Raw genomic sequence first — 14083 nt, 5'->3', positions numbered from 1 at the left:
CGTCCGGATGGCAGAATCGGCCCCGATGACCACGTACCGCGACTTCGCCCTAGCCCACCGGGGATCCGCCCGGGCCACCGTGCTGCGCACCGTCGGCACCCGGGAACGCCGCTCGCACCTGACGGCCCCCCGGGTCCCCACCGTCGGGATCGACATCGGCGGTACGAAGGTGATGGCCGGCGTCGTGGACGCCGACGGCAACATCCTGGAGAAGCTCCGCACGGAGACCCCCGACAAGTCCAAGAGCCCCAAGGTCGTCGAGGACACCATCACCGAGCTGGTGCTCGATCTCTCCGACCGTCACGACGTGCACGCGGTGGGCATCGGCGCGGCCGGCTGGGTGGACGCCGACCGCTCCACCATCCTCTTCGCCCCCCACCTCGCCTGGCGCAACGAGCCGCTGCGCGACGCCCTCCAGGCCCGCCTCGCGGTGCCCGTGATGGTCGACAACGACGCCAACACCGCCGCCTGGGCCGAATGGCGCTTCGGTGCGGGGCGCGGCGAGGACCACCTCGTGATGATCACGCTCGGCACCGGCATCGGCGGCGCGATCCTGGAGGACGGGCAGGTCAAACGCGGCAAGTACGGGGTCGCCGGCGAATTCGGCCATATGCAGGTCGTGCCCGGCGGGCACCGCTGCGCCTGCGGCAACCGGGGCTGCTGGGAGCAGTACAGCTCGGGCAACGCCCTGGTGCGCGAGGCCCGCGAGCTGGCCGGCGCTGACTCCCCGGTGGCGTACAACATCATCGAACGCGTCGGCGGCAACATCCCCGAGATCACCGGCCCGCTCATCACCGAGCTGGCCCGCGAGGGCGACGCCATGTGCGTCGAGTTGTTGCAGGACATCGGGCAGTGGCTCGGGGTGGGCATCGCCAACCTGGCGGCCGCCCTCGACCCCTCCTGCTTCGTGATCGGCGGAGGCGTGAGCGCCGCCGACGACCTCCTGATCCGGCCCGCGAGGGACGCCTTCAAGCGCCACCTCACCGGCCGCGGCTACCGCCCCGAGGCCAGGATCGCCAAGGCGCAGCTCGGACCAGAGGCGGGCATGGTCGGCGCCGCCGACCTGGCGCGTCTGGTGGCCCGCCGCTTCCGCCGGGCCAACCGGCGCCGCGTGGAACGCTACGAGCGCTTCGCGAGGGCCGCCGAAGCCGTCCTCGGCACGAGCACCACCCGCACCACCCGCACCACCCAGGAAAACGACTGATGACACCGACCGACCGCCCCGCCGTGCCGCGCCAGTCCCCGCCGCCGGACGAGAAGCCGCCCGAGACGCGCCGGCACATGATCCGGCGGCGCTGGATCACCGCGGTGATCATCGTGCTGCTCATCGGCGTGCCCGCCGGTTACCTGGCGATCTCCGCCGAGCAGAGCCGCACCAGCGGCCGCGACGCGGAGACCGAGGCAAGGGCCACGGGTCTCGTGCACGACTGGCCCTCCAAGGCGCAGCGGCGCATCTACGACGTCACGATCCCGATGGACTCGATCGGCGTGTACTACTACGAGTCCAACAGCTGGAAGGTCAGCAAGCTCTACGTCCAGTTCAAGACGAGCGCGGCCGGCCTCGCGGAGTTCATGAAGGGCGCAGGCACCACCACGGCCACGCTCAGGCCCGGTGACGTGACCATCGACGCCAAGGACGCGGCGAAGGTGCACTGGCCCTTCCACAAGGGCCGCGACTGGGCGGGCACCACCCGCGTCCAGGACAAGCCCCGCCCCACCCTGGACATCACGGTGGACGAGACCAACCCGGACCGGCCCTACGTCTTCGTGGTGTCCACGACGACCCCCTGACCAGAATGCGGACCGGAGCCGCGGGCGTCTTGTGAGGCGGCGTCAGATGCCCGGCAGCTCCCAGGGGGCGGGCCCGGTGCCGTCGTTCCAGGCGCGCAGGAGGGCGCCGTCGAAGCAGAGGATGGCGCACTGCTCGGCGTAGTCGAGGGCGGGCTCGGTGAACTCGCTGGTGGTGACCACCACGGCGAGCTCGGCGCCGTGCACCGCGTAACACGTGCCGCCGAAACGTTGCAGGTCCTGCGAGCCGACCTTGTGGCCAGGGCCGTAACACTTGCACTGGATCACCAGATGGCGGCCGCCCGGCGTCGTGGCCACCACGTCCGCGCCGAGGTCGCCCGCGCCGCCCACCACGTGGACGTCCGAGCAGCCGTCCCGCTCGCACAGCCGGGACACCGCGTCCTCGAAGGCGAACGGGTCGATGTCGGCGCAGTCGGTGGCCTCGGGGGCGCCGACGGTGGGCGGCAGTACGGGATCCGGCTGCTCGGGAACGGGCGCCACGGCGGTGTCGAGCACCGCCCTGCGGGCCGCGCGGCGAAGCCAGTTGCTGCGTATCGCGGCGGTGGAGAACAGCAGGAGCGCGAGCAGCGCGAGTACGGCGCCGAGCGGATGGGAGTGCGGGCGCACCGCCGACTTGAAGGTGAGGGCCACGCCCCAGATGACGAGCGCGGCCAGTCCGAAACCCAGCGAGGTGGTACGCAGGCTGAACGCCTGGCGCCGCCGGCGAGCGACGGCGGGGTGACGGCGGACCGGCATCGTCATCGGTGGGCTCCTTCGAACGGGCGGCGGCCCGGTACCGGGCGGCGCGTCGGGCCTGGGGCGCGGGCGCAAAGCGTGGGCGTAATGCGTGGGCATGGTGCGTGAGCGTCGCGTGCGCGGGTGTCGAGCAAGATCACTCCCAGTCCGTCTGCCCGCCCCGAAGAAATCCACGCGGGCCCGCCGTCCCGGAGGCTCAACCTGGCCTGCCGACACGTGAGTTGGGGGCAGTGTCGGCGCGCGTGACGAAGGGGCGCGGGGCCGGGTACGCGTATGGGCCCCCTGCCTGATCACTCAGGCGGGAGGCCCACATGGACGCGCGGGGATGCCTACCAGCGATACCAGCGCGCGCTGCCCGACTTGGGACGGGCGATGAACCCGACGAGCCAGACGACGAGCACGATGACGGCTATCCACCACAGGGCCTTCAGCGCGAAGCCCGCGCCGAACAGGATCAGAGCCAGCAGAAGAACGAGAAGCAGGGGAACCATAGTTATCAACCTCCGAGCCACCGAATGCCCCGCCAGAACCGGTCCACACAGCCGTGACGCGTCTGTTTGCGAGGTTCTTGTCCGGGCACTCGCTCCTGCTCGCCGTAGGCGCGCGGCCTCACTTTTCGGGCCGGCCCACCAGGGGCGCGACCTCGGCGGCCGGCCGGCCGGTGTGCAGGGCGACCACGTCGGTGATCAGGTCGTCCAGGGCCGGCCAGGGCATCGTGCCGTGGTCGTTGTAGAGGCTGACGAGACCGTGCAGCGCGGTCCAGAGCATCAGGCCGGCCTGTGTCCGCAGGTCCGCCGTGGGCTGGGCGCGCTCCGGAGTCGCCGCCCCGGCGAGCGAGACGACGACGGCGGCCAGCGGTTCGGCGCCGTCGCCGTGCGCCGAGCCGGGGGCGAGGTCGGCCGGCATGCGGCCGCCGAACAGGGTGCGGTAGTGGCCGGGCTGGTTGACGCCCCAGCGCACATAGGCGGCGCAGCGCGCCGTGAGGTCGGCCAGAGGCGTGGGACCCGCCGCCCGCGCGGCATCGTCCATCAGCTGGGCCAGTTCCTGGTAGCGCTGCCGTAGGACGTGCTGGATCAGGGCGCTCAGATCGGTGAAGTGGCTGTAGATGCTGGCCGGTGCCACACCGACCTCACGCGCGACCTGCCGCAGCGTCAGCGTCTCGGGCTGGTCCAGCGTGGCCAGCAGCTTGGCGGCGGCGTCCACGAGCTGGGCCTTGAGTACCTGCCCCTGCCCGCGCGGGTTGCGGCGCCGGGGCGCTGACCGCTCCTCGGTCGACATCGGTCGCCCCCCTCCCTACCAGCGCGAATGGCGAAACAACACCTGTTCACCTTACAGGGATCCTTGCCTTGACACCGATAACCAACACTTGTTTACTCATCTCACCAACACCTGTTCAGTCATTTGTCGGTGAGCCTTGGTGAGTCTTGGAGAGTGGAAGATCATGCGCATTGCCCTGCTCGGAGCGTCGGGCCGCACCGGCGCCGCGCTCGTCGGCCAGGCCCTCGATCGCGGCCACGAGGTGGTGGCCCTGGCCCGCACGCCGGCGAAGATCACCGCGTCCGCGTCCCCGCGCCTTGAGATCCGGCGGGCGGACGTCACGCGCCCAAGCACCTTTCCCGGTCTGAGCGATGCGGACGTCGTCGTCTCGGCGCTCGGCATCGGCAAGGGCGAGGGCCCCGGAGCCCTGGTGGCCGGGGCCCGGCGGCTCGCCTCGGCCGGCGTCCGCACGGTCTGGCTCGGCGCGCTGGGATCGGGAGTGTCGAGCCGGTCGGGCGGGCTGATCTACGCCGCCGTGATGCGGATGTTCGTCGGATCGGAACTGGCGGAGAAGGCCGAGGCGGACGGGATCGCCCTGGACGCGGGCGCCACGGTCTTCCACGCCCCCGACGTCACCGACGGACCCCCGAGCCCGTCACCCGTCCTCGTACCGCTGGCGGATCTGCGCCGCCCCCTGCTGCCGCCCCGGATCTCCCGCACGACGCTGGCCTCGTTGCTCCTGGACGAGGCGGAGTCGGGCCGGCACGGAAACGGCATCGTCGTACCCGTGGCCTGACCGCGGGCCCACCACCCCGCCCCGGTCACAAGGCCGGGTGCGCACCCTCATGAAGGAGCACCGTGAGCAGTTCATTTCTCGGCAAGGCCGGGCTCGTGACGGGCGCCGGCAGCGGAATCGGCCGCGCGACGGCGGTGGAACTCGCCCGCCAGGGCGCCTGCGTCACCGTCACCGACATCGACGAGAGCTCGGCGGCCCTGACCGCCGACATGATCAAGCGGGACGGCGGCCGGGCGACGGCGTTACGTGTCGACGTCGTCGAGGAGGACGAGGTCCGCGCGGCCGTCGAGCACACCGTCGCGACGTACGGCGGCCTCGACTTCGCCGTGAACAACGCGGGCCTGGACTCCCACCACCGGCGGCTGGACCGTATGAGCCTGGCGGAGTTCGAGCACGTGGCCCACGTCAACATGGGCGGCACCTTCCTCTGCATGAAGTACGAGCTGCCTGCTCTGGAGCGCCGGGGCGGCGGCGCGATCGTCAACGTGGCGTCCAACGGCGGCCTGTACGCCATCCCCACCGCCCCCGCCTACGTCGCCGCCAAACACGGCGTCGTGGGCCTGACCAAGGTCGCCGCGGTGGACTACGCGAAAGGCGGCATCCGCGTCAACGCGGTCTGTCCCGGACCCACCCGCACCCCCGGCTTCGAACGGGTCGCGGCCGGCACCGGTCTCATCGCGGCGCAGGAGGCCGCCACCCCGATGGGCCGGATGGCCACGGCGCCGGAGGCGGCAGCGGCGGCGGTCTGGCTGTGCTCGGACGCCGCCTCGTACATCACCGGGACGGCGCTTTCGGTGGACGGCGGGCGGCGGGCATAGGACGCCCGTCGCGGCAGGGGCGGCCAGGGCGGCCCCCATTTCCGGTGCCGCCCCGCTCCCGTCCGGGATATATCTGTCGCGGCCCGATGAGCTTTTGACGCGCGGCACCGGGAGTGTTTTTGGGGCGTGCGGAGAGCGGGGTTATTTACCGTACGGCGGCTGCTACCGCATGCTACTGTCGATCTCAGTTGCAGGTGTGGTTGGGCACCGTTTCGCGAGCTGGTCGAGGGCCGGAGGGCTCCGCCAGAGGGTCACATTCGATGTGGCAGCGGGCCTCCTGGGCCCCAGCTACCGCCATGTCGCCAGCGCCCGGTTTCACTGCCGCGCATTCCGCGAAGAATTCGTCGCCCACCGCCCGCAGTCATTCTTTTTTGTTCTGTCCTTCGGTTCGTTCTCGTAATTCCCAGCGCCGCATTTCGCTGCGGGAATTCCTTGCTGCGCGCCGTACCTCCGTATCGCCGTAGCAAGGAAGGTTCCCGATGAACCCCACCCGTACGAATCGCCGGTCCTCAAGCCCCCGCCGGAGCGAGGCCCCCGCTTACGCCTCGGGCTCCGGCTCGCCGCGAGGGGCCCGCTTCGGCTCCTCCACGGCCGGCCGTTCCGGTGGCCAGGGCCGCCCCGGTGGCCGTCGGCCCGCCGCCGTCCAGGGTGAATTCGCCCCGCCGAAGACGCTCACCCCCGCGCTCCCGCCGGTCGAGGCGTTCGCCGACCTCGGTCTGCCCGCGCCCCTGCTGGCCGCGTTGACCGCGCAGGGCGTCAGCGTCCCCTTCCCGATCCAGGGCGCGACTCTGCCCAACACGCTCGTGGGCCGTGACGTCCTCGGGCGCGGGCGCACCGGTTCCGGCAAGACTCTCGCCTTCGGCCTCGCGCTGCTGGCCCGCACCGCGGGACAGCGCGCCGAGCCCCGCCTTCCGCTGGCCCTGATCCTGGTGCCGACGCGGGAGCTGGCCCAGCAGGTGACCGAGGCGCTGACGCCCTACGCACGCTCGGTCAGGCTGCGCCTGGCCACCGTCGTGGGCGGCATGCCGATCGGCCGCCAGGCCAACGCGCTGCGCGGCGGAGCCGAGGTCGTCGTGGCGACGCCGGGCCGCCTCAAGGACCTCATCGACCGGGGTGACTGCCGCCTCGACCAGGTGGCGATCACCGTGCTCGACGAGGCCGACCAGATGACCGACATGGGCTTCATGCCCCAGGTCACCGAACTCCTCGACCAGGTACGCCCCGATGGCCAGCGGATGCTCTTCTCGGCCACCCTCGACCGCAACGTCGACCGGCTGGTCCGCCGCTACCTGCGCGACCCGGTCGTCCACTCGGTGGACCCCTCCGTCGGCGCGGTCACCACGATGGAGCACCACGTCCTGCATGTGCAGGGCGCGGACAAGCAGCGCACGACGACGCAGATCGCGGCCCGCGACGGCCGGGTCATCATGTTCCTCGACACCAAGCACGCCGTGGACCGGCTGACGCAGGACCTGCTCAACAGCGGGGTCCGGGCCGCCGCCCTGCACGGCGGCAAGTCGCAGCCGCAACGCACCCGCACCCTGGCCCAGTTCAAGAGCGGACACGTGAGCGTGCTCGTGGCCACCAATGTCGCCGCGCGCGGCATCCACGTCGACAACCTCGACCTCGTGGTCAACGTCGACCCGCCGACCGACCCGAAGGACTACCTGCACCGGGGCGGCCGCACCGCGCGCGCAGGCGAGTCCGGCAGCGTCGTCACCCTGGTGACCCCGCAGCAGCGCCGCGACATGACCCGCCTCATGACCGCCGCCGGCATCGTGCCCCAGACCACGCAGGTCCGTTCCGGCGAGGAAGCCCTCAGCCGGATCACCGGTGCCCAGGCGCCGTCCGGCATCCCCGTCACGATCACCGAGCCGGTGGCCGAGCGGCGGCGGCGCACCACGTCCTCGCGCGGCCGGCGCAGCCCCGCGTCGGCGGCCCGGCGTGTGACGACGCGTCAGTCGTCGTTCGACGCGGCCGCCTAGGGTCGCGGTCCCGCTCCTCAACCGGGTTCGGTTCGAGGCCAGTTGACGGGGCTCCGGCGGCCATGCGTGAGCGAGCGCTACAACTCGACGCCGGTGCCCGGCTCGACGCGCTCGATCGGCAGGCCGGTCAGGCCGTTCTCGCCCAGGATGGTGGCGGTGGAGGCCTGGCCGAGGTCGCTGAGCATGAGTTCGTGGATCTGGATGACACGTTCGGGCTTGACCGCGCGTACGTAGTCGGCCGCCTCGCCGAGCTTGGTCCACGGCCCGCTGGTCGGCAGCAGCAGGGTGCGTACGGCCGCGTCGGGCGCGAAGTAGGCGTCCCCGGGGTGGTAGAGCGCTCCGTCGTCGATGAGGTAGCCGACGTTGTCCGGGCACGGGATGTCGGAGTGGATCGCGGCGTGCCGGTAGCCGTGCACGGAGACCGTGAAGGAGCCGACGGTGAAGGCGCTGCCCGCGCTCACCGTACGCACCCGTCCGTCGTGGCCGCCCAGAGCGGCGGCGACGGCGGCCGTGCCGTAGACCAGGAGCTCGGGCCGGTCCCGGAGAGCCGCGGCGATCAGCTTCTCGTCGAAGTGGTCGAAGTGTTCGTGTGTGATCAGGACGGCGTGCGCCTCGCTGACGACCCCTGGCGCGTCCGGAGTGAACGTGCCGGGGTCGATGACGAGACGCGTGCCGTCCTTCTCGACGGTGACGCAGGCGTGGGCGTGCTTGGTGAGCTGCACGGGGGGTTCCTCCGGAGGCGGGCGATGGTCATGGGCGCAAGCCAAAACTGTACACCTTGGGTGTACACCTAACGTGTGCATCTTGGTGGCGAGGCGCACGTAAGCTGGGCTCATGGACGACAACCAGCTCGCCGAAGAACTCCGCCTGACCGTCGGCCGACTGGTACGCACGGTGCGCGCCGCCGACACGTTGCCCGCCGGCGAGTCCGCCGCCCTCGGGTACCTGGACCGGGGCGGCCCGCTCACCACGGCGGACATCGCGCACCAGTGGGGCGTCAGCCATCAGTCGGCCGCCCGGGCCGTCAAGGACCTTCAGGCCCAGGGCTTCCTTGAAGCCGAGGCGCACCCCAGCGACGGGCGCAAGCTCCTGCTCCGCCTCACACCGGCGGGACGGGAGCGGCTGGCGGGGGAGCGGCAGCGGCGCGCGGCCTGGCTCGGCACGGCGATCACCGAAGCCCTCGCCCCCGCCGAGCGGAAAGCCCTCGCGCGTGTCCTGCCCCTCCTTGCGCGGCTGGACACGCACCTGAAGAGCAAGTGAGCAGCGCCGCGCCGGCGCGGGGCCGGTAGGTGAACGCCTGTCGCGACCAGGGCCCCGCGCCGAGTTGCTGGGCCTCAGGCGTCGACGCGGCCCGCCGCCATGGCCTCCGGGCTCATCCGGGTGTCGAAACCGGTCTCGGGATCGACGGTCCTGCCGTACACCCACCAGTTCTCCGACGCGGTCTCCAGGACGGTCATCAAGATGTCCTCGCGACGCATCCCCGTACCGGCCATGATCCGATCGGCGACGGCTTCGAACAGGGCCGCCTTCTGCTCCGGGGGACGGTGGTTGAACGTCATGCGGATGAACACGACATCGGCGCCGCGTTCCAGGCCGAAGAAGACCGGCGGGTGCCGCAGGTCATGGGGCTCCATGTCGTGCACGACATGGAAGTAGTCGTCCTCCGGGATCTCGAACACCTCCCGCATCGACGCGTGGACCGCCTCGGACAGCGCCCTGCGGACGTCCGGCGACTTGCCCTTGCGCAGGTAGATCTCGACGAATGGCATGGCGAAGTTCCTCGTGGTAGGTGGAGTAAGTGGGGTGCTGGGCCGCGCTGTTGGGCGGCTCGTACGGACCACGCTAGGCGCCGCCCCGGCATGCGGCCAGCGAAACTGTGGCATGGTGGGTATGCGTGAACGTCATGGAGCCTTCGCTGACCGGCCTGCGGGTCCTGCGGGAGATCGCCGAGCGCGGCAGCTTCACCGCCGCCGCATCGTCGCTCGGTTACACCCAGTCCGCCGTCTCGCGGCAGGTCGCCGCACTGGAGCGCGCCTCGGGGGTACGGCTCTTCGACCGGCGCCCGGGCGGTGTCACCCTCACGGCGCACGGCCTGACCCTGCTGCGGCACGCGGTGGTCGCCCTTGACGCGCTGGCGGCGGCCGAGCGCGAGCTGAAGGGCCTGGCGCCGGAGCGCGCCGTCGTACGGCTCGGCGCCTTCCCGAGCGCCGGAGCCCTCATCCTGCCGCGTACGCTCGCCGCGCTGCGCCGCACCCATCCCGCCATCCGCGTCACGACCCGCGAGGCGGCAACTCCCGCACTGGTACGGGCACTTCGGGCCCGCACGATCGACCTGGCCGTCCTCGGGGTCCGCCCGCCCTACCGGCCCCTCGACGACCAGAGCCCCCCTTTGGAGTGCGAGACCCTGCTGGAGACGCGGCTCCTGCTCGCGGTGCCGGCGGACGGGGCGCTGGGCGGCCGGGCGGCGGTGGATCTGGAGGATCTGGCCGACCAGGACTGGATCGTCGGCGCCTCCCACCCGGCAGAGCCGACGATGGGTGTCTGGCCCGGTCTGCCCGGGCGCCCGCGCGTCACGCACACCGCCCGCGACTGGCTGACCAAACTGCGTCTGGTGGCGGCGGGCTGCGGCATCACCACACTGCCGCCGGAACTGGCCGACGTGGTCCCCCCGGGCGTACGCCTGATCGAGGTCCGCCAGGGCCCCGCCGAACAGCGCCGCGTCGTCGCGGCCCGCCTGCCGGGCCCGCGCCCGGCGGCCCTGGCGCAGGTCATGGAGGTGCTGCGCCGCGAGGCGGCCCCGGGGTCCGGCCGCGAGGGGTGAGATCCACCGCCGAAGCGCGCACCGGACCTCCCGTTTTCCTGAAACGGCAACAAAGATTGCCCCGGCGGGCGGCGCACCCCACCCTTGCGGCGGAGGTGATCGCCGTGACCGGCGCAGACAACAACACCAAGGACCGGACCTCGTACGACGTGATCGTGATAGGCGGCGGGGCGGGCGGGCTGAACACCGCGCTCGTGCTCGCGCGGGCCCGTCGCACCGTCGCCGTCGTCGACGCGGGGGAGCCGCGCAACGCTCCCTCGGCCCATATGCACAGCTTCCTCTCCCGTGACGGCGTCCCCCCGTCCACCGTCCTCGAGATCGGCCGCACGGAGATCGCGCGCTACGGCGCGGTCCGGATCGAGGGCCGGGTGGACCAGGTGGAGGCTTGCGACGGCGGGGGGTACGTGGTCCGTCTCGACGGCGGCGCGAGCCTGAACGCCCGCCACGTCGTGCTCGCCACCGGCCTGCGCGACGAGCTGCCCGAGATCCCGGGTGTACGCGCGATGTGGGGCGACGACGTGCACTTCTGCCCGTACTGCCACGGCTACGAGGTCCGCGACCGCCCGATCGTCGTGCTCGGAGTGCACCCCGCCTCCCCCGGCCAGGCGCTGCTGCTGCGCCAGTGGTCGCCGCACATCGTGTACGTACCGCACAGCCGGCCGCTCACCGACGAGGAGCGCGAGCGCATGGACGCGCGCGGGGTCGAGGTCGTCGAGGGCCCGGTCTCCACGCTCCTGAGCAAGGAAGGCAGGCTGTACGCCGTCGAACTCGCCGACGGGCGGACGCTGGAGTGCGGCGGGGTGTTCCTCTTCCCGAACATGACGCCGAACGACGGGGCCTTCGACGGCCTCGGCTGCGAGCGCAACGAGCAGGGCTGGCTGGTGACCGACCCGGCCGGCCGCACCACCCGCCCCGGTCTGTGGGCCGTGGGCAATGTGGTGGACTCGCGCGCCCAGGCCGTCACGGCGGCCGGCATGGGCGCCCAGGCCGCCTTCTTCCTCAACCACGACCTCGTGGACGAGGAGATCGAGCGCGACCTCGCCGCGCACCGCGCCGCCACCGGCCGCGCGTCCGACACGCCCGTGCCCGCGTCCTGACCCCACGGACGGCCTCCCCGGTACACGGGCCCGCCGCCCGCCCCCGGCTCACCCGCCGGGGGCGGGCGCGGGCCGTGCCGGGTGCGCGCGCACATGCATGCGCTCGCCCTGGCGGCCGAAGAGGCTCAGGACCTCGACCGGGCTCTCCCCTGCGCTGCCGAACCAGTGCGGCAGCCGGGTCTCGAACTCGGCCACCTCGCCGGCCTCCAGGATCAGATCGTGGTCGGCCAGGACCAGCCGTAGCCGCCCCGAGAGCACGTACAGCCACTCATACCCTTCGTGCGTGCACAGTTCAGGGGTGTCGCGGCTGGCCGGCAGGACCATCTTGTAGCTCTGCAAGGGGCCCGGCTGGCGGGTCAGCGGAAGCACCGTGTTGCCGTTCACGGCGTGCGCCTTCAGCCGGACGCGGGGATCGCCCACCTCGGGCGCGCCCACCAGTTCGTCCAGGGGGACCCGGTGGGCCTGGGCTATGGGCAGCAGCAGTTCGAGGCTGGGTCTGCGCTGCCCCCCTTCGAGGCGGGACAGGGTGCTCTTGGAGATTCCGGTGGCCTCCGACAGTGCGGCGAGGGTGACACCACGAGCGGTGCGCGCGCGCTTGAGCCGGGGGCCGACGGCGGACAGGGCCTGGGCGATCGTCAGTGACTGCTCCACGTCGCCATTAGACCGAGTGGTTCCTCAAATCGCAACTATAGGTGCCGAGTTGGGGATGAAGGCGCGGCGCCGAGCCGCAGCACGGCGTGCTGCGGCTCGGCGCCGCGGGGGAGAGGACCGGGCGTCCGGGGTGGGGCCCGGGCGCCCCGGGGTGGGGCCCGAGCGCGCGGGGTGGCTCGGCGCGGCGGGGACGGCTCAGTGCGGCGGGGCGGGGGTCACAGGCCCAGGGAGCGGCCGATCAGCTCCTTCATCACCTCCGTGGTTCCGCCATAGATCGTCTGCACCCGGCTGTTGGCCCACTCCCGGGAGATGGGGCTCTCCTTCAGATAGCCGTAGCCGCCGTGAATTTGCAGACAGCGGTTGGCGATGTCGACCTGGAGCTCCGTCGTCCACCACTTCACCTTCGCGGCGTCCGTCACCGAGAGCCGCCCGGCGTTGAGTTCCGCCACACAGTGATCGAGAAACACCTGAGCAATCGTCAACTCGGTGTCCATGGTGGCCAGTTGGAAGCGCGTGTGCTGGAAGCTGCCGATGGTCTGGCCGAAGGCCTCGCGAGTCTTGGCGTACTCAAGGGTGTCCGTCACCATCCGCTCGGCCGCGCCCACCGCCACGGTGGCGATGCTCAGCCGTTCCCGGGGGAGCGCGGCCATCATGTAGGCAAGTCCCGCGTTCTCCTTGCCGAGCAGGTTGTCGGCCGGCACCCGGCAGTCGTCGAAGAACAGCTCGCAGGTGTCACTGGCGTGCCAGCCCAGCTTCTCCATGCGCCGGCCCCGGGTGAAGCCCGGCGCGCCGCGCTCCACCACCAGCAGACTGATGCCCTGCGCGCCACGCTCGGGGGCGGTTTTGGCGGCGACCACGATGACATCGGAGTTCTCGCCGTTGGTGATGAACGTCTTCTGCCCGTTCAGGACGTACCAGTCGCCGTCGCGGACGGCCGTGGTGCGGATGTCGGCGACGTTGGAGCCCGCGTCGGGCTCGCTCATCGCGATCGCCGCGATCAGCTCGCCCGAACAGAGCCCCGGCAGCCACCTCTTGCGCTGCTCGGGGGTGGTCCGCTGATCCAGATAGGTGGCGATGATGTCGTTGTGCGCCACGAAGCCGGGCGCCGTCGCGCGGGCCCACATGATCTCCTGCGACAGCACCGCCGGATAGCGGTAGTCGCTCTCGCCGCCCCCGCCGTACTCGGGGTCCACGCCGATGCCGAGGAGCCCCGCCCGGCCGGCCTTGCGCCACACCTCCCGGTCCACGATGCCCTCCCGCTCCCAGCGGGCGTGGTGGGGCAGCACCTCCCGGGTCAGGAACTCCCGGCAGGTCACGCGGAACTGCTCGTGCTCGGCCTCGTACCGACTGCGTGCCATGCCGTCACCTCTGCCCGGGGTCGATGTCGTCGACGATGATGGCCAGCGTGTCCTTGGGCCGCTGCACGGCGGCGAAGTGACCGCCGTCGATCTCGACCCGGTGGACGGCGGCCGTGCTGTGCGCGGCCCACTGCCAGACCTTCTCCGGCGGCGCGTAGACGTCCTGCCGGGCCGCGATCAGGGTGAGCGGGAAGTCCACCCGCAGCTCGCCGGCCTCCCGCGCGAACTCGGCCCGGACCGCGTCGTCCTCGCGGAGCATCCCAAGGAGCATCCGGCTCATCGTGGGGTTGGCGAGAACGGCGGAGGGGGTGCCGCCGTCGGCGGCGGTCCTGGCGAGCAGTTCCTCGTCGGACACCGAGTCCAGGAGCGGGCCGGGCCGCTGGAGGGCGGGCGGCACCGCCCCGGAGAGCACGGCCCGCTCCGGCGCGAGACCCACCTGGCGGGTGACCTCCGCGGCCACCGCGAGGCTCGTGGTCGAGCCGAAGCTGTGCCCGAAGGTCGCCCAGCGCAGACCCGGCACCCGCTCCCGCTCCGTCAGCAGGTCGGCCACCACCTGCTCGGCCATGCACCGTACGAGAGCCTGGAAGCCGGCCGCCCCGCGTTCTTGGCGGCGGGTGCCACGGCCCGGCGCGTCCACACCCCTGACCAGCAGATGTGGCTCGCCCAGCGGCTGCCAGGCGCGGTAGACCAGGGAAGTCGCCCCGGCGTGCGGAAATCCGTAGAGCCGTACCGGAGGCCTTGATTGGGGTCGCACCG

16 protein-coding genes are annotated in these 14083 nt (G+C 72.0%); 8 read left to right on the top strand and 8 right to left on the bottom strand.

Features of this window, described 5'->3' with window-relative positions; all coding sequences use genetic code 11:
• Positions 1-25: 25 nt before the first annotated feature.
• Together ACFYM2_RS07120 and ACFYM2_RS07115 are read left to right on the top strand one after the other, a co-directional pair.
• Positions 26-1204: an ROK family glucokinase gene (locus ACFYM2_RS07120; RefSeq protein ID WP_388834039.1), complete on the top strand. Its 1179-nt coding sequence runs from the start codon at positions 26-28 to the stop codon at positions 1202-1204.
• Positions 1204-1791, top strand: coding sequence for a hypothetical protein (locus tag ACFYM2_RS07115; protein ID WP_359001798.1), 588 nt, complete (start codon positions 1204-1206; stop codon positions 1789-1791). Before ACFYM2_RS07120 ends, ACFYM2_RS07115 begins: the two co-directional genes overlap by 1 nt.
• Positions 1792-1833: 42 nt before the next feature.
• Here ACFYM2_RS07115 and ACFYM2_RS07110 read toward each other — a convergent pair whose 3' ends face one another.
• The 3 genes from ACFYM2_RS07110 to ACFYM2_RS07100 form a co-directional block, all read right to left on the bottom strand.
• Complete coding sequence (locus tag ACFYM2_RS07110; RefSeq protein ID WP_359001800.1) at positions 1834-2550, bottom strand: restriction endonuclease; 717 nt, start codon at positions 2548-2550, stop codon at positions 1834-1836.
• 323 nt (positions 2551-2873) lie between these two features.
• Positions 2874-3035: a hydrophobic protein gene (locus ACFYM2_RS07105; protein WP_261712857.1), complete on the bottom strand. Its 162-nt coding sequence runs from the start codon at positions 3033-3035 to the stop codon at positions 2874-2876.
• Positions 3036-3153: 118 nt separating this feature from the next.
• Positions 3154-3822 carry a TetR/AcrR family transcriptional regulator gene (locus ACFYM2_RS07100; RefSeq protein ID WP_388834036.1) on the bottom strand — a complete coding sequence of 223 codons (669 nt, stop codon included), beginning with the start codon at positions 3820-3822 and terminating at the stop codon, positions 3154-3156.
• A 163-nt stretch (positions 3823-3985) separates the two neighbouring features.
• Here ACFYM2_RS07100 and ACFYM2_RS07095 point away from each other — a divergent pair, with 163 nt between their 5' ends.
• From ACFYM2_RS07095 to ACFYM2_RS07085, 3 genes are all read left to right on the top strand, one after another.
• Positions 3986-4597 carry an NAD(P)-dependent oxidoreductase gene (locus ACFYM2_RS07095; protein WP_388834033.1) on the top strand — a complete coding sequence of 204 codons (612 nt, stop codon included), beginning with the start codon at positions 3986-3988 and terminating at the stop codon, positions 4595-4597.
• Positions 4598-4659: 62 nt separating this feature from the next.
• On the top strand, positions 4660-5415 hold the full coding sequence (locus ACFYM2_RS07090; RefSeq protein ID WP_359001806.1) for an SDR family oxidoreductase: 756 nt from the start codon (positions 4660-4662) through the stop codon (positions 5413-5415).
• A gap of 479 nt (positions 5416-5894) precedes the next feature.
• Positions 5895-7400 carry a DEAD/DEAH box helicase gene (locus ACFYM2_RS07085; RefSeq protein WP_359001808.1) on the top strand — a complete coding sequence of 502 codons (1506 nt, stop codon included), beginning with the start codon at positions 5895-5897 and terminating at the stop codon, positions 7398-7400.
• 77 nt (positions 7401-7477) lie between these two features.
• Here the strand turns inward: ACFYM2_RS07085 and ACFYM2_RS07080 are convergent, their stop codons facing one another.
• Positions 7478-8122 carry an MBL fold metallo-hydrolase gene (locus ACFYM2_RS07080; protein ID WP_388834030.1) on the bottom strand — a complete coding sequence of 215 codons (645 nt, stop codon included), beginning with the start codon at positions 8120-8122 and terminating at the stop codon, positions 7478-7480.
• Between the two features lie 112 nt (positions 8123-8234).
• Between ACFYM2_RS07080 and ACFYM2_RS07075 the strand changes: the two genes are divergently transcribed.
• Positions 8235-8660 carry a MarR family winged helix-turn-helix transcriptional regulator gene (locus tag ACFYM2_RS07075; protein ID WP_388834027.1) on the top strand — a complete coding sequence of 142 codons (426 nt, stop codon included), beginning with the start codon at positions 8235-8237 and terminating at the stop codon, positions 8658-8660.
• Positions 8661-8734: 74 nt separating this feature from the next.
• Here ACFYM2_RS07075 and ACFYM2_RS07070 read toward each other — a convergent pair whose 3' ends face one another.
• Positions 8735-9169 (bottom strand): tautomerase family protein, encoded by a 435-nt coding sequence (locus ACFYM2_RS07070; protein WP_359001814.1) that lies wholly within the window; start codon positions 9167-9169, stop codon positions 8735-8737.
• Between the two features lie 134 nt (positions 9170-9303).
• On the opposite strand from ACFYM2_RS07070, the gene ACFYM2_RS07065 reads away from it, so the two are divergent.
• Together ACFYM2_RS07065 and ACFYM2_RS07060 are read left to right on the top strand one after the other, a co-directional pair.
• Positions 9304-10221 (top strand): LysR family transcriptional regulator, encoded by a 918-nt coding sequence (locus ACFYM2_RS07065; RefSeq protein ID WP_359001907.1) that lies wholly within the window; start codon positions 9304-9306, stop codon positions 10219-10221.
• A gap of 104 nt (positions 10222-10325) precedes the next feature.
• The gene (locus ACFYM2_RS07060; protein WP_359001816.1) at positions 10326-11318 is read left to right on the top strand and encodes an NAD(P)/FAD-dependent oxidoreductase; all 993 of its coding nucleotides are present in this window, start codon (positions 10326-10328) and stop codon (positions 11316-11318) included.
• Positions 11319-11366: 48 nt separating this feature from the next.
• Here the strand turns inward: ACFYM2_RS07060 and ACFYM2_RS07055 are convergent, their stop codons facing one another.
• From ACFYM2_RS07055 to ACFYM2_RS07045, 3 genes are all read right to left on the bottom strand, one after another.
• Complete coding sequence (locus ACFYM2_RS07055) at positions 11367-11969, bottom strand: XRE family transcriptional regulator (protein WP_350233426.1); 603 nt, start codon at positions 11967-11969, stop codon at positions 11367-11369.
• Between the two features lie 215 nt (positions 11970-12184).
• The gene (locus tag ACFYM2_RS07050; protein WP_359001820.1) at positions 12185-13327 is read right to left on the bottom strand and encodes an acyl-CoA dehydrogenase family protein; all 1143 of its coding nucleotides are present in this window, start codon (positions 13325-13327) and stop codon (positions 12185-12187) included.
• Positions 13328-13331: 4 nt separating this feature from the next.
• A complete protein-coding gene (locus ACFYM2_RS07045; RefSeq protein WP_350233428.1) occupies positions 13332-14081 on the bottom strand; it encodes a thioesterase domain-containing protein in 750 nt (249 codons plus the stop codon).
• Positions 14082-14083 lie beyond the last annotated feature (2 nt).

The organism is Streptomyces sp. NPDC006711 (genome assembly GCF_042869775.1).
In the GTDB taxonomy this organism is placed as follows: Bacteria; Actinomycetota; Actinomycetes; order Streptomycetales; family Streptomycetaceae; genus Streptomyces.
Note: the sequence above shows the minus strand (reverse complement) of the source record. Positions and strands in the feature narration are given on the sequence as shown.

Coding starts and splice junctions, on each gene's coding strand:
- ACFYM2_RS07120 (WP_388834039.1), top strand. CDS start 26: ATGACCACGTACCGCGACTTCGCCCTAGCCCACCGGGGATCCGCCCGG.
- ACFYM2_RS07115 (WP_359001798.1), top strand. CDS start 1,204: ATGACACCGACCGACCGCCCCGCCGTGCCGCGCCAGTCCCCGCCGCCG.
- ACFYM2_RS07110 (WP_359001800.1), bottom strand. CDS start 2,550: ATGACGATGCCGGTCCGCCGTCACCCCGCCGTCGCTCGCCGGCGGCGC.
- ACFYM2_RS07105 (WP_261712857.1), bottom strand. CDS start 3,035: ATGGTTCCCCTGCTTCTCGTTCTTCTGCTGGCTCTGATCCTGTTCGGC.
- ACFYM2_RS07100 (WP_388834036.1), bottom strand. CDS start 3,822: ATGTCGACCGAGGAGCGGTCAGCGCCCCGGCGCCGCAACCCGCGCGGG.
- ACFYM2_RS07095 (WP_388834033.1), top strand. CDS start 3,986: ATGCGCATTGCCCTGCTCGGAGCGTCGGGCCGCACCGGCGCCGCGCTC.
- ACFYM2_RS07085 (WP_359001808.1), top strand. CDS start 5,895: ATGAACCCCACCCGTACGAATCGCCGGTCCTCAAGCCCCCGCCGGAGC.
- ACFYM2_RS07075 (WP_388834027.1), top strand. CDS start 8,235: ATGGACGACAACCAGCTCGCCGAAGAACTCCGCCTGACCGTCGGCCGA.
- ACFYM2_RS07070 (WP_359001814.1), bottom strand. CDS start 9,169: ATGCCATTCGTCGAGATCTACCTGCGCAAGGGCAAGTCGCCGGACGTC.
- ACFYM2_RS07065 (WP_359001907.1), top strand. CDS start 9,304: ATGGAGCCTTCGCTGACCGGCCTGCGGGTCCTGCGGGAGATCGCCGAG.
- ACFYM2_RS07050 (WP_359001820.1), bottom strand. CDS start 13,327: ATGGCACGCAGTCGGTACGAGGCCGAGCACGAGCAGTTCCGCGTGACC.